Origin of the sequence: Azohydromonas lata (genome assembly GCF_034427735.1) — a bacterium.
Taxonomy (GTDB): domain Bacteria; phylum Pseudomonadota; class Gammaproteobacteria; order Burkholderiales; family Burkholderiaceae_C; genus Azohydromonas; species Azohydromonas lata.
In genome coordinates, this window is the sequence record NZ_JAXOJX010000123.1 from 1 (window position 1) to 12,956 (window position 12,956).

Below are 12,956 nucleotides of genomic sequence, written 5' to 3' on the forward strand. Positions count from 1 at the left end.
CAGGAGAATTCCTTGTCAACTGCTTGGTTATTTAAAACCGCTGTAACAAGCAATTTCCCGACTCGTTCAAAACCTTGTGTCCGCTGGCGCACATATTTCTGGCGCCAACCTTTCGCAAGGCTTCGACAAACCCTTCAGGCAACACAGATGCAAATCAGCAAACCATGAATGGCGCCGGCCCGACTCCGCAACCTCTGGGGTTTCAAACTCACCCGCCGGCGCGTCCGACTTGTCGGCGTTGCTGGCAGTGCGTTTGCGAGGGAGCGAAGTATACACACTTTGCGGGGTGATGTGCCAGATGAGTGATTGACAATCTGCCCAAGGCAGCCCGTGCAGCGGCCACCCCTTGCAGGACGCCAGGGCTTCAGCCGGCCGCAGCCTCCAGGGCCTGCAGGCCGGCCAGATGCATCTGCAACCAAGCGGCATCCCCCTCCCCCTCGCGGCCGGCGTCGCGCGCCTGCGCCAGCGCCCGCTCCAGCAGGACGCGCCATTCGTCCACCAGCAGCAGCCCCGTCCACAACGGCTCGGACGCCCGCACCAGCGCCATGGCCAGCGGCGCGTCGCCATCCGGGCCCAAGGCCCACGCCAGCGCGGCCCGGATGTCGGCCATGTCGCCGCCGTGGTGCTGCGGCCAGGACGGATTCATGTGCTGCCGCATCAGGCCCTCGCAGTGCGCCAGCACCTGGCTCGCATGCGCCTGCGAGGCCGCGCGCCACTCGGCCAGGTCGTGCAACTGCTCCAGGGCATAGCGGCGCAGCGATTCGTACAGCCGGTAGCGCGGCGGCACCTCGGCCAGCTCCACGCTCACCAGCGACTTGTCCACCAGCCGGCCCAACTGCGACAGTGCGGCGCAGGCCGCCGCCTCGCCGCCGCGCAGCCGGCACACCGACTCCACGGCCGCCAGTGTGAAGCTGCCGCGAAAGGCGCCGAGCTGGCGGAACAGCGCGCGCTCGCCGGCGTCCAGCGTGTCGTAGCTGGAGGCGATGGCCGCGGCCAGGCTGCGGTGGCGCGGCGGGGCGTCGCGCGCGCCGCCACCCAGGCGGCTCAGCCGCTGGTCCAGCAGCAAGGCCACGCCGGCCAGGCCCAGCACCGGCACCCAGGACGCCGCCAGCTCCAGCGCCAGCGGCAGGCCGTCCAGGCGGCGGCAGATGTCGCCCAACAGCGCCAGCTCGCCCTCGTCCAGCGACAGCCGCACGTCCTGCGCCTGTATGCGCTCGACCAGCAGCCGCAGCGCGGCATGGTCCAGGGCCTGCTCGGCGCTCATCGCCTGCCCCGCCGGCGGCACGGCCAGCGGCGGCAAGCGCTTGACGTACTCGCCCGCGGCGCGCAGCGCCTCGCGGCTGGTGGCCAGCACGTCCACGCCCTCGCACTGCTCGCGCAGTGCTTGGGCGAGCGTGCACACGGCGTCCACCACGTGCTCGCAGTTGTCCAGCACCAGCAGCAGGTGGCGATGGCGCAGATGCTCGACCAGCGCAGCCAGCGTGCCCGCGCCGGTGGCGGGCACGCGCAGCCGCGAGGCCAGGTGCGGCAACACCAGATCGGCGCCGGCCAGCGTCGCCAAGTCCAGCAACTGCACACCGTCGGCGTAGCGCGACGCGCTGCGCGCGGCCACCAGCCGCGCCACGGCGGTCTTGCCCATGCCGCCGGGGCCTATGACGGTGATGAAGCGCCGCAGCGCCAGCTCGTACTGCAGCGCGGCCACGAAGTCGTCGCGGCCCACCAGCGGCTGCGCCGGCGCCGCGCGGGCGGCTGGGGATGGGGCCGCCGCCGCGCCGCGTTGCGCCGCCTCGCCCTCGTCGGCCGTCCAGGCGACGTCGGCCACGAAGGCGTAGCCGCGCCCGGGAACGCTCATGATGAAGCGCGGCGCGTCGCGCGGGTCCCGCAGCGCGCGGCGCAGCGCGGCGATCTGCACGCGCAGGTTGCTTTCCTCCACCACCAGCCCCGGCCAGCCGCGCTGCAGCATCTGCGGCTTGGAGACGACCTCGCCCCGCTGCTCGACCAGCGCCACCAGCAGGTCCAGCGCGCGGTCGCTCAGGCGCACGGGCTCGCCGTCGAGCAGCAGGCGGCGCCGCGCGGGCACCAGTTGGAACGGTCCGAAGCGCGCGATGCGCGGTGGCGCTGGAAGGGCGTTGGGCGGGGGAACGGGCTGCATGGCGCTCCGGTGGCGCCCGCCACGGGGCTCGTGCAAGCAGCCTCAGCGCAGGCGGGGCGGTGAGAAACGACGGGCGCCGCCGCGGGCGCGGTCACCAGGTCAGAGCGCGGCAGTTTTTCACACCCGGGAAGGGCTCCGGGGGCATCAGGGAAATGGGAGTGATACGAAACGCTGCCGCCGGCACTCACCGGCAAGCTTTGGCTACACGCGCTCACGCGCTGGGAGGGCCTGCCGCCTTCACGCAGACGAAGCGGCAGGCCAAGCCCGCCACCTTTGCAAAGGCCTGATCGCCGGTGATGAAGGCATGGGGCTGGCCAGCCAGAAGGCAGCCGGCGGCCTGCAAGGCATCCGGGGTCCGCAAGCCGTGGCATGCGCGCAGGGTGGTGGCCAACTCCACGGTGCCGCGGTCAAGCTCCATCCAGCGCAAGTCAGGCGCGGCAAAGAAGCTGTCGTAGCGCAACAGCAGCGCGGTATCGCCATCACGCAAGGGCTTGATGCGGCACTCCATCCACGACAAGCGGCTCATCGCCACCGTGACCCGGCCTGCCTCTTGGGCCAGTTCCTCCAGACAGCGGCGCACCTGACGCGCCGTGTCGGCTTGCCCCTCCAACAGATAAATCAGCGCATTGGCATCCAGGTAGGCGATCAACGGTCCCACCCATCGCGCTCGTCATCGATCTGTCTGTCGATGTCGCCCGTCGCGCGGCCGCCGTCCAGCGGCTGTGCCAGCAACCACTCCAGCGCGCCGCCTCCCTTGGCGGCCTCCGCCTCACCGGCCCGCGCCAACAGGCGCTGGTACTCCTGTTCGCTCAACACCACGGCGGCCGGCCGGTTGCGTTTGAGGATGTGCACGGGGCCATGCCGCAGCCCCTCTTCCACGGCGGCCATGCCGCGCCGCTTGAGCTCAATGGCCGGGAGAGTGTTCATGAGCGCCCCCAACGAATTAAATGAGTACCGTTTTCAGTACCAGTTTAAGTCCTTGGTGGGCTACCGAGCCCGTCCCAGGCCGACACCCGCCGTCCCTGCACCGCCACCCATGCTCCGCCACCGGCCGCGCGCGCAGCCGGCCGCGGCTCAGGCCTGGATGAAGCGCAGCAGGTCCTGGTTGAGCTGGTCCTTGTGCGTGGCTGCCAGGCCGTGCGGGGCGCCGGGGTAGACCTTGAGCGTGGCGTTGCGCACGAGCTTTACGGCCTTTTGCGCGGAGTTGGCCAGCGGGACGATCTGGTCGTCGTCGCCGTGGATGAAGAGCGTGGGCACCTCGATCCGCCTGAGGTCCTCGGTGAAGTCGGTCTCGGAGAACTGCTTGATGCAGTCCAGCTCCGCCTTGAGCGAGCCCTGCATGCCTATGAGCCAGAAGGTGTCGCGCAAGCCTTGCGACACCTTGGCGCCGGCGCGGTTGGCGCCGTAGAAGGGGCCGGAGAGGTCGCGGAAGAACTGGGCGCGGTCGGCGTGCACGCCGGCGCGTATGCCGTCGAACACGTCCAGCGGCAGCCCATCGGGGTTGGCCGGCGTCTTGAGCATGATGGGCGGCACGGCGCCCACCAGCACGGCCTTGGCGGCGCGGGCGCCACCGTGGCGGCCCAGGTAGCGCGCCACCTCGCCGCCGCCCGTGGAGTGGCCCACGAAGACGGCCTCGCGCAGGTCCAGCGCGTCCACCAGCGCCGCGAGGTCGTCGGCATAGGTGTTCATGTCGTTGCCCTGCCAGGGCTGGCCGGAGCGGCCGTGGCCGCGCCGGTCGTGGGCGATGACGCGGCAGCCGTGCTCGGCCAGGAACACCATCTGGTCCTCCCACGCGTCCGCGCTCAGCGGCCAGCCGTGCGAGAACATGACCGGCCGCCCCCGGCCCCAGTCCTTGTAGTAAAGCGACGTGCCGTCGGGTGCGTCGAACCAGCTCATGGCGTGCTCCGGGTACAGCGCCGGCGGCAAAAGGTGCCGGCCGCATGGACAAAAGCTTGGCCCACGGCGTGAAATTGGGCGAGTTAAGCATCGTGAAATGTTGAAAACGCCGCCGTGCCGATCTACGCCCTGCACCTGCTGATTTGCCAACCCATAAATTGACCCGGCGCGGCCTTGCACGGATGTAAATTCAGATTCCAGCCGCGACCACCCGAAACAAGGCGCAGCAAAAATCCCTCTCATAAAACAATCGGGCACAAAATAAGAGCTTACATTCGATATGCCCCACAAAAATAAATTGTTTCCTGAAGGAAATTTTTCAGATACTTTTGCCCAGCACAATAAATACCCTCTTCCAGCAAAGTTGCAGCTCCCGCGCCTTTGCGTCGGGCCATTAAACCTGCCCTCAAAATTCCACGATGAATTTGATCGACCCCAAGCGCATGGCTTCCCAGGCATGGGCCGGCCTGTTGATTTGCACGGCCGGCACCCTGCCGGCCTGGGCGCAACAAAGCGGCGACCTCTCCTATTGGGTGGGCACTTGGGGCACGGCGCCGCAGCCGGCCACTTCCCAGGCGGAAACCACCGCCGGGAAATTCAACAACCAGACGCTGCGCCAGATCGTCCACACCAGCTTGGGCGGCCAGCGGCTGCGCGTGCGGCTGAGCAACGCCTACGGCACCGCACCGCTGGTCATTGGCGAAGCCCATGTCGCGCTGCAGACCACCGGCTCGTCCACCGACCCCTCGACCGACCGCGTGCTGACCTTCAACGGCCAGGCCGGCATCACCGTGCCCGCGGGCGCCACGGCCGTCAGCGACCCGGTCAACCTGAGCTTCAACAGCGGGCAGAACCTCGCCGTCAGCATTTACCTGCCGGTATTCACCACCGCCACGACACAGCATTTGCGCGCCCGCCAGACCACTTATGTGTCCACGCCCGGCAATTTCGCCGGTGCCGCCGCACAAGCGGGCGTATTTTCCAGCCTGTGCACGGAAGGGCTGAATCCCAAGACCTGCACCTCGTCCTGGTATCTGCTCACCAACGTGGACGTGCAAACTGCCAGCCCGCTGCCCGCCGTCGTCGCCCTGGGAGATTCCATCACCAACGGCGCCTATTCCAGCGGCAACCTCAACCGCCGCTGGACCGACGTGCTCGCGCGCCGACTGCGCGCCGACGGCCCCTCCCTGGGCGTGCTCAACCAGGGCATAGGCGGCAATACCCTGGTGGCCTGGGGACAGGGCGGCAGCATGGTCAAGCGCTTCGAGCGCGACGTGGTGAATCAGCCTGGGGCGAAATTCACCATCGTTCTCGGCGGCATCAACGACATCAAGAAGAATTTCACCGCCGACAAATTGATCAGCGGCTACCAGGCACTGATTTCCCAGGCCCGCAAGAGCGGCTTGAAAATATATGGCGCAACGCTCACGCCCTATGGCCGCGGCACGGACTTCCAGGAAACGCAGCGCAAAAACGTGAATGCCTGGATACGCAACAGCGGCGCTTTCGATGCAGTCATCGACTTCGACGCCGCGCTGCGCGACCCTGCCGCCCCGCGCCGCATGCTGCCCCTGTACGACAGCGGCGACTCGCTGCACCCCAGCGATGCCGGCTACGAGGCCATGGGCCAGGCCGTGAACCTGGCGCTGTTCAAGCCCTGAAACGGCCCGCGGGCGCGGCGGCGCAGCCGGGGCCCGGCCCCACGCGGCGCGCGTGTAGCGGGATGAAACGCTGCCCCAAAGGCGTGCACCGTTGGCGCCGCGGCGCGTTGGACGCGGGCAGCCAGGCCGGTTCCCTACCGGGCCGGCCCTATGCTGCGCGGCCCGCCACTGCCCCGGCGGGCGCCGCCGCACACCCGTCCAGGCCGTTCCGAGGAAAGCCCCGCAAGCATGAAGAAATCCGTTCGTCCCACCGTCACGCTGGCGCTGCTGGCCGCGCTGTCCCTGCCCGCGCTGGCCGCAGGCCTTGGCCAAAGCGGCGGCGGCGTGGCCATCGCGGTGGGCCCGCGCCATCCGGCCGTGGCCTCGGTGCTGCTGGGCGGCGGCACCGTGGCGCCCACGGTGCACAAGCAGTCGGCGGATTTCGGCCTGATCGCCACGGCACTTATGCACGGCGACGTGCAGGGTGCGGAGGGCGCCCGCGATGCCACGACGAGCGCCGGCGGCGGCTTCAGCAGCGGCAACAAGCCCGCGCGCGGCGCCGGCAGCGCCGTCCGCTGAAGCCCCGGGGTCGCTCAGAACCCTTCCAGCACCACCTTGCCGCGTGCGCGCTGGGACTCCAGCAGCGCATGCGCGCGCCGCAGGTTGGCGGCGTTGATGACGCCGAAGTGCTCGGCCAGCGTGCTGCGCAGCGTGCCGGCGTCCACCAGCTCTGCCACGCGCTGCAGCAGCGCGTGCTGGCGGGCCATGTCCGGCGTCTCGAACATGGGCCGCGTGAACATCAGCTCCCAGTGCAGCGACAGGCTCTTGCGCTTGAGCGGCACGGCATCGAGCTGGGCCGGATCGTCGATGAGCGCCAGGCGGCCCTGGGGCTGCAGCGCCTCGATGATCTGCCCGTAGTGCGCGTCGGTGTGCGTGAGGCTGGCGACGTGGGTCACCGCGTCCACGCCCACGCGCCTGAGCTCCTCGGTGAGGGGCTGGGCATGGTCTATCACCTCGTGCGCACCCAACTCGCGCACCCACTGGCGCGTCTCCTCGCGCGAGGCCGTGCCTATGACCTGCAGCCGCGTGAGCCGCCGCGCCAGTTGCGTGAGCATGGAGCCCACGCCGCCGCCCGCGCCGATGATCAGCAGGCTTTGCCCTTCCCCGCCGCCTTCGGCCACGCCCAAGCGGTCGAACAGCAGCTCCCAGGCGGTGATGGAGGTCAGCGGCAGCGCCGCGGCCTGCGCGAACGACAGGCTCGCGGGCTTGGGGCCCACGATGCGCTCGTCCACCGCATGCAGCTCGCTGTTGCTGCCGGGGCGGGTGATGGAGCCGGCATAGAACACCTCGTCGCCCGGCTTGAAGAGGGTCACCTGCGGGCCCACCGCGCGCACCACGCCCGCGGCATCCCAGCCCAGCACGCGCGGCTGCTGCACGGCGGCCCCCCGGCGCACCTTGGTGTCCACGGGGTTCACGGACACGGCGCGCACCTCCACCAGCAGGTCGCGCGGACCCGGCTGCGGCGCGGGCAGCTCCAGCTCGACCAGCGCCAGCGGGTCGTCGATGGGCAGGCCGTGTTCGATGTAGGCGATGGCTTTCATGGCAGGGCTCCTTCCGTGCTGGCGGGACGTCAAAGGCGCGTGATCACGGCGTCGGCCGGCAGGCGCGACTTGGGCAGCCTGGCGTTGAAGTCCGCCTCGCCGCGGTAGCCCAGCGACACGAGCACCACGCTGTTGAAACCCTTGGCGGCCAGGCCCAGCTCCTCGTCCAGCAGCTGGGCGTCAAAACCTTCCATGGGCGTGGCGTCCACACCCAGCGCACCGGCGCCCAACAGCAGCGTGCCCAGGGCCAGGTACACCTGCTTCTGCGCCCAATGCGTCAGGTCGCCCGCCTCGCGGTGCAGGGTGATGTAGCCGTCGCGCGTCTTGCGCTGGCCTTCGCGGGCAGCGTCGTTGGCGAAGCGGCCATCGGCCGCCTCCTGCGCCAGCACGGCGCTGGTGTGGGCCTCGTCCAGGTCCTGGCGCGCGCACAGGACGACGACGTGCGACGCATCCCGGATCTTCGAAACGTTGTAGGCATAGCCGCCCTGCGCCGCCTTGGCGATGCGCTCGCGGCCGGCTGCGTCACCCGCCAGGATGAAATGCCAGGGCTGCGAGTTCACCGACGAGGGCGCGAAGCGCAGCAGCTCCAGCAGCTCGTTGACGGTGGCTTGCGGGATGCGGCGCGAGGCGTCGTAGGCCTTGGCGGTGTAGCGGCTTTGGGCGGCGGCAAGAACGTTCATGGCGGCTCTCTCTGTGCAGGGGTGCAGGGGTGTGTAGACGGAGGTCACTGCGCCGCAACGGGGTTAGGTGGTCGCTGCGGCATGGTCGCCATGGTGGTCGCACCCGCCCGCGCGAAACAGCCGTGGGCCGCAGCAGCACTTTCACTCCCAGAGTGAAAATCGAGCCCAATGAATGGTGGCACTTTCATCCCTTGGAGACAGATGACGTGGTCCGTTTTGAAGACCTCAACCTTTTCGTCCGCTCCGCGGCGCTGGGCAGCTTTTCGGCCGCGGCGCGCGAGGCCGGGCTGCTGCCGGGCCAGGCCAGCGCGGCCGTGAAGCGGCTGGAGGCGGCGCTGGGCATCTGCCTGTTCGCCCGCTCCACGCGCAGCCTGCGGCTGACGGCCGAGGGCGGGCAGTACCTGCCCTACGCGTTGGGCGCCCTGGAGGGACTGCGCGAGGGACAGGAGCTGGTGCGGCGCGACGCCGAGGTGCGCGGCGTGCTGCAGGTGGCCGTGTCCTCGGACTTGGGCCGCAACGTGATGCTGCCCGTGCTCACGGCCTTCAGGCGCACGCACCCGGCGCTGACGCTGCGCCTGTTCCTCTCCGACCAGATCACCGACGTGTTCCGCGACCCGGTGGACGTGGCGCTGCGCTACGGCCGCATGGAGGACGCGAGCTTCGTGGCCCTGCCGCTGGCCCCGGGCAACCGCCGCATGCTGGTGGCCGCGCCGGACTACCTGGCGCGCCGCGGCCGCCCGTCCACGCCGCAGGCGCTGGCCGAGCACGACTGCCTGTGCTACGTGCGCCGCGGCAGCGTCTATGACGAATGGGCCTTCACCGAAGCCGGCGGCGAGCTGGCGCGGCGCCGCCTGGTGCGCGTGCGCGGCCCGCTGCTGAGCGACGACGCCGACGTGGTGCGCCGTTGGGCCGTGGCCGGCGAGGGCATCGCCTACAAGTCCTGGCTGGACGTGCGCGAGGACGTGCTCGCCGGCCGCCTGGAGCTGCTGCTGCCGCAGCACCTGGGCGAGCCGGTGCCGCTGCACCTGGTGTGCCCGCACCGCCGCCAGTTCTCACCGGCGGTGCGGCTGCTGCACGCGGCGCTGCAGGCGCACTGCGAAGGGCTGATGGCGCAACTGCCGCAGGCGACGCTCACCTCACCCTGACGGGCAGGCCCCGAGGACGTACCAACCGAAACACCGCGGGGGAATCGTCCCTGTCACAAACGCCCCGCCTGATTCGTCTTCCCCGCCATGGACCACACCGCCACCGCTGCCGCCGCCGACACCTCCACCGCCACGTTTTCCCGCCTGCGCCCGCGGCTGCAGGGCGTGGCCTACCGCATGCTCGGCTCGCGCGCCGAGGCCGAGGAGGTCGTGCAGGACGCCTGGCTGCGCTGGCACGAGGCGGACCACGCCGCGCTGCAAAGCGCCGAGGCCTGGCTCGTCACCGTCACCTCGCGCCTGGCGCTGGACCGGCTGCGCGCGGCCAAGGCGCAGCGCGAGCACTACGTGGGCTTCTGGCTGCCGGAGCCGCTGGTGGAGGACTCGCCGCCCTCGCCGCAGCAGTTGCTGGAGCGCTGCGACGACCTCTCCGTGGCCTTCCTCACCGTGCTGGAGCGCCTGTCTCCCGAGGCCCGCGTCGCCTTCCTGCTGCGCGAGGTGTTCGATGCCGACTACGCCGAGCTCGCACGCGTGCTGGACAAGAGCGAGGACGCCTGCCGCCAGCTCGTGAGCCGCGCCAAGACGCAGTTGCGCGACGCACGGCGCCGCCACGCCGTCCCGCACGACACGCAGCGCCGGCTGCTCCAGGGTTTCATTCACGCCTCCAGCAGCGGCGATTTCGCCGCGCTGCAGAGCCTGCTGGCCGAGGACGCGCAACTGCTCAGCGACGGCGGCGGCAAGGTGCCCAGCTTCGGCAAGGTGCTCCAGGGCGGGCGGCGCATCGCGCAACTCTTCCTCGCCACCAAGCTGCGCCACGGCGCGCTCGTCCAGTGGGAAATGGCCGTCGTCAACGGCGAATGGGGCCTGCTGCGCTTCGTGGACGGGCGGCTCGAATCGGTGCAGGCGCTGGAGACCGACGGGCAGCGCATCCTGCGCATCCACGTCCAGCGCAACCCCGACAAGCTCGCGCGCATCGCCGCAGCCTGGGAGCGCGCCCAAAACCCGGCCGCCGGCGTCACAAGCGCGCTGCCCGCCTCGTCTTGAAGGTGCAAGCCCACTTTTTTTGACGAGGAAACACCGTGCAAGACACCCACCAACCCCGCCTGCCCTGGACCCGCCTGGCCCCCAAGGCCTACCAGGCCATGGCCGCCGTCAGCGCGGCCACCGCCGCCTCCAGCCTGGGGGCCGTGCTCATCGAGCTGGTCCAGACCCGCGTTTCGCAGATCAACGGCTGCGCCTTCTGCCTGGACATGCACGTCCGCACGCTGCGCGAACACGGCGAGGGCTGGCAGCGCATCAACAGCCTGCCCACCTGGCGCGAGACCGGCCTCTACAGCGAGCGCGAGCGCGCCGCGCTGCAGTGGGCCGAGGCGATGACGCGGCTGGCCGACGGCCACGCCGGGCAGGACGCCGCCTTCGCCGCGCTGCAGCCCCACTTCAGCGAGCAGGAGATCGTGGAGCTGTGCTGGGCCGTCGCGCAGATCAACGCCTGGAACCGCATGGCCATAGGCATGCGCCAGCCGGTGGAGGAAAAGGCGCTGGCCTGAGGCTGCGCCCGGCCGGCACCGCTCAAGCCGCCTGGCTGCTGCCCAGCCGGAACACCGACACCGCATCCACCAGGCGCTGCGCCTGCCGGCGCAGGCTGTCCGTGGCGGCCGCGCTCTGCTCCACCAGCGCGGTGTTTTGCTGCGTTGCCTCGTCCATCTGGCTGACGGCCTGGCCCACCTGCGTCACGCCGCGGCTTTGCTCGGCGCTGGCGCTGTTGATCTCGCTCATGAGCGCCGTCACGCGGCGCAACGCTGCGCCAGCGTGCGCACCTCGCCAGCCACCACCGCGAAGCCCCGGCCTTGCTCGCCCGCGCGCGCAGCCTCCACCGCGGCGTTGAGCCGCACTTCAAACACGAGTTGGGCCAGGTTGTCGCGCATGGCGCGCCAGGGACTGCAGCAGCCCAGGCTTATCCTGCCGGCCCGCGTCGATGTGGGTGCCCAAGTCGCCCGCCGCCATGTCCGCCTGGGCAATCAGGGCTGCAGGCGCAGGCCATTCAAACGGCCTGGCCTGCACCATTCCGATACTGGGCTGGGGCAGATCAAGCTTCGTTTCCAGCGCCGCCAACAGCCATTGCTCAAATTCCTGCGCGCCGGCCAGCTTTGTATCCAGCAGCAGCACGCAAAACTCGTCGCCGCCGGAGCGCACGCAAATGTCGGTATTGCTCGCCACCCGCTGTAGCACCAGGGAAAAGCGCCGCCGCAAAGAAATCTGAACCTAGCCCCGCCCAACCCGACGGGCCTTTTCACCTGCGGCAGCGGCCGGCGCCGCGCCCGCATGACAAGCGCTTACTTCCGAAGCATCCAGCCACCACGCCGGCCCTCAACGCGCCTCGCGGCAGGCCGAAAAGCAGGCAGCAGCGCCCGCCGCGGCCAAAAAAACCGGCGGCAGGCGCCTCTTGAACAGTCCGAGCACGCGTGCCGGTACTCACCGGCAGCTTTTCATTTAAACCGAATTTCCCGCGGCACCAAGCGGCACAAGGCAAACCGCCTTGAAGGCAGCCTTTTGTCTTTTCTTGCCGGAAATTGAGCATTGAATTTTCGCCCACGCGAAATGCAACGGCCTGCAGTTTCCCGGCCAACGACTGGCCGCGCGGAATGAAACCAGACGAATCAACGCGATGAAGAAGCTCAACTCCGTTCGCGCCTCCCTGGCGGCGCTGCTGCTGGCCCTGGGCGGCGCGGCGCTGTCGCAGGCGGCGGTGACCGCGCCCACGGCCCCGGTCAAGTGGCATCCGGGCCACTACGTCGCGTTGGGCGCGTCCGCGGGCGAGTACCTCACGACCAACACCTTCAAGGAAATCTCGGCGCTGCCCAACGTGCGCGGCGTGATGACGCGCTACGCCTGGCGCGACATCGAGACGTCCCGGGGCGTCTACGACTTCTCCCGCATCGACCGCGACCTCAACCTGGCGCGCGCCGCGGGCAAGCAGCTCTTCATCACCATCAGCACCAAGGCCTTCCAGGCCGGAGCCCGCGCGCTGCCGGACTACCTGCACACGGCCGAGTACGGCGGCGGGGTGTACCGCATACGCATCAGCGGCAAGGACGCCACGGGCAGCGAGGCCACCACGGGCGAGAACATCGCGCTGTACGAGCCCTCGGTACGCGACCGCCTGGTCGCCCTGGCCCGCGTGCTGGGCCGCCGCTACAACGCGCAGAACAATTTCGAAGGCATCGCCTACAACGAGACGGCGCTGGGCCAGGCCGTGGTGCCGCTGACCGACGCGCAGAAGAACACCTTCTTCGCCAACCTCGCGCAGGTGGACACGGCCACGCGCCAGGCCTTCCCCAACACGGTGGTGATGCAGTTCCTCAACTTCCCCAAGCCCAACATGCCGGGCCTGGTGAGCAACATGCTGAACGCCGGCGTGGCGCTGGGCGGGCCGGACACCTTCCTCAACGACAGCACGCTGGAAGCCTCGGCCTACCCGCTGTACGACACCGTGGCCGGCAAGCTGCCGCTTGGGCCCTCGGTGCAGGCAGAGAACTACGTCACCACCTACCAGTTCGGCCCCTACGCGCCGCCGGCCGTGACGGACCTGTACGCCTTCGCCCGCGGGCGGCTGCACGCCAACTACCTGTTCTGGAGCAAGACGCTCACGCCGCCGCTCATCCCCTACGACAACGTCATGAAGATGTTCAAGTCCGCCAGCTTCCCCAAAGACGCGGCCGGCGGGCTGAACACGGCCTGTCCGACACTGTTCACGGCCTGCGTGGCGGGTCTGTAAGGACGTCAGGATGCGGCGCCCAGAGCGGGTGCGGTAATTGCCAGGGCCGCGCACATCCCACGGAGTGCGC

General features: G+C 69.7%; 14 protein-coding genes and 1 pseudogene. 6 read left to right on the forward strand and 9 right to left on the reverse strand.

Features of this window, described 5'->3' with window-relative positions:
- Positions 1-364: 364 nt before the first annotated feature.
- From SM757_RS33645 to SM757_RS33660, 4 genes are all read right to left on the reverse strand, one after another.
- Complete coding sequence (locus SM757_RS33645) at positions 365-2,152, reverse strand: ATP-binding protein (RefSeq protein WP_322468670.1); 1,788 nt, start codon at positions 2,150-2,152, stop codon at positions 365-367.
- 211 nt (positions 2,153-2,363) lie between these two features.
- Positions 2,364-2,810: a type II toxin-antitoxin system VapC family toxin gene (locus tag SM757_RS33650; protein WP_322468671.1), complete on the reverse strand. Its 447-nt coding sequence runs from the start codon at positions 2,808-2,810 to the stop codon at positions 2,364-2,366.
- Positions 2,798-3,079, reverse strand: a complete 282-nt coding sequence (locus tag SM757_RS33655; protein ID WP_322468672.1) for a type II toxin-antitoxin system Phd/YefM family antitoxin — start codon at positions 3,077-3,079, stop codon at positions 2,798-2,800. Before SM757_RS33655 ends, SM757_RS33650 begins: the two co-directional genes overlap by 13 nt.
- A 147-nt stretch (positions 3,080-3,226) precedes the next feature.
- The gene (locus SM757_RS33660) at positions 3,227-4,048 is read right to left on the reverse strand and encodes an alpha/beta fold hydrolase (protein ID WP_322468673.1); all 822 of its coding nucleotides are present in this window, start codon (positions 4,046-4,048) and stop codon (positions 3,227-3,229) included.
- A gap of 419 nt (positions 4,049-4,467) precedes the next feature.
- On the opposite strand from SM757_RS33660, the gene SM757_RS33665 reads away from it, so the two are divergent.
- Positions 4,468-5,709 carry an SGNH/GDSL hydrolase family protein gene (locus SM757_RS33665; protein WP_066342219.1) on the forward strand — a complete coding sequence of 414 codons (1,242 nt, stop codon included), beginning with the start codon at positions 4,468-4,470 and terminating at the stop codon, positions 5,707-5,709.
- A gap of 228 nt (positions 5,710-5,937) precedes the next feature.
- Entirely contained in the window at positions 5,938-6,267 is a 330-nt protein-coding gene (locus SM757_RS33670; RefSeq protein ID WP_066342218.1) for a hypothetical protein, read from the forward strand.
- 14 nt (positions 6,268-6,281) lie between these two features.
- On the opposite strand, the gene SM757_RS33675 is transcribed toward SM757_RS33670, so the two are convergent.
- Together SM757_RS33675 and nfsB are read right to left on the reverse strand one after the other, a co-directional pair.
- Positions 6,282-7,289 (reverse strand): zinc-binding alcohol dehydrogenase family protein, encoded by a 1,008-nt coding sequence (locus SM757_RS33675; protein ID WP_322468674.1) that lies wholly within the window; start codon positions 7,287-7,289, stop codon positions 6,282-6,284.
- Between the two features lie 29 nt (positions 7,290-7,318).
- The gene (nfsB, locus tag SM757_RS33680) at positions 7,319-7,969 is read right to left on the reverse strand and encodes an oxygen-insensitive NAD(P)H nitroreductase (RefSeq protein ID WP_066342216.1); all 651 of its coding nucleotides are present in this window, start codon (positions 7,967-7,969) and stop codon (positions 7,319-7,321) included.
- 206 nt (positions 7,970-8,175) lie between these two features.
- Between nfsB and SM757_RS33685 the strand changes: the two genes are divergently transcribed.
- The 3 genes from SM757_RS33685 to SM757_RS33695 all read left to right on the forward strand — a co-directional run bounded on the left by SM757_RS33685 (position 8,176) and on the right by SM757_RS33695 (position 10,658).
- Entirely contained in the window at positions 8,176-9,114 is a 939-nt protein-coding gene (locus SM757_RS33685) for a LysR family transcriptional regulator (protein ID WP_066342215.1), read from the forward strand.
- An 87-nt stretch (positions 9,115-9,201) separates the two neighbouring features.
- Positions 9,202-10,155 carry an RNA polymerase sigma-70 factor gene (locus tag SM757_RS33690; RefSeq protein ID WP_322468675.1) on the forward strand — a complete coding sequence of 318 codons (954 nt, stop codon included), beginning with the start codon at positions 9,202-9,204 and terminating at the stop codon, positions 10,153-10,155.
- A gap of 35 nt (positions 10,156-10,190) precedes the next feature.
- Positions 10,191-10,658: a carboxymuconolactone decarboxylase family protein gene (locus SM757_RS33695; RefSeq protein ID WP_407655823.1), complete on the forward strand. Its 468-nt coding sequence runs from the start codon at positions 10,191-10,193 to the stop codon at positions 10,656-10,658.
- A 22-nt stretch (positions 10,659-10,680) separates the two neighbouring features.
- Here SM757_RS33695 and SM757_RS33700 read toward each other — a convergent pair whose 3' ends face one another.
- The 3 genes and pseudogenes from SM757_RS33700 to SM757_RS33710 all read right to left on the reverse strand — a co-directional run bounded on the left by SM757_RS33700 (position 10,681) and on the right by SM757_RS33710 (position 11,340).
- Entirely contained in the window at positions 10,681-10,887 is a 207-nt protein-coding gene (locus SM757_RS33700) for a hypothetical protein (RefSeq protein ID WP_322468676.1), read from the reverse strand.
- Between the two features lie 26 nt (positions 10,888-10,913).
- Positions 10,914-10,997, reverse strand: a pseudogene (locus SM757_RS33705) (methyl-accepting chemotaxis protein); the annotation flags it as partial.
- 7 nt (positions 10,998-11,004) lie between these two features.
- Positions 11,005-11,340, reverse strand: a complete 336-nt coding sequence (locus tag SM757_RS33710; protein ID WP_322468679.1) for a GGDEF domain-containing protein — start codon at positions 11,338-11,340, stop codon at positions 11,005-11,007.
- Positions 11,341-11,776: 436 nt separating this feature from the next.
- Here SM757_RS33710 and SM757_RS33715 point away from each other — a divergent pair, with 436 nt between their 5' ends.
- Positions 11,777-12,886, forward strand: coding sequence for a hypothetical protein (locus SM757_RS33715; protein ID WP_322468677.1), 1,110 nt, complete (start codon positions 11,777-11,779; stop codon positions 12,884-12,886).
- The last annotated feature ends 70 nt before the right edge of the window (positions 12,887-12,956 follow it).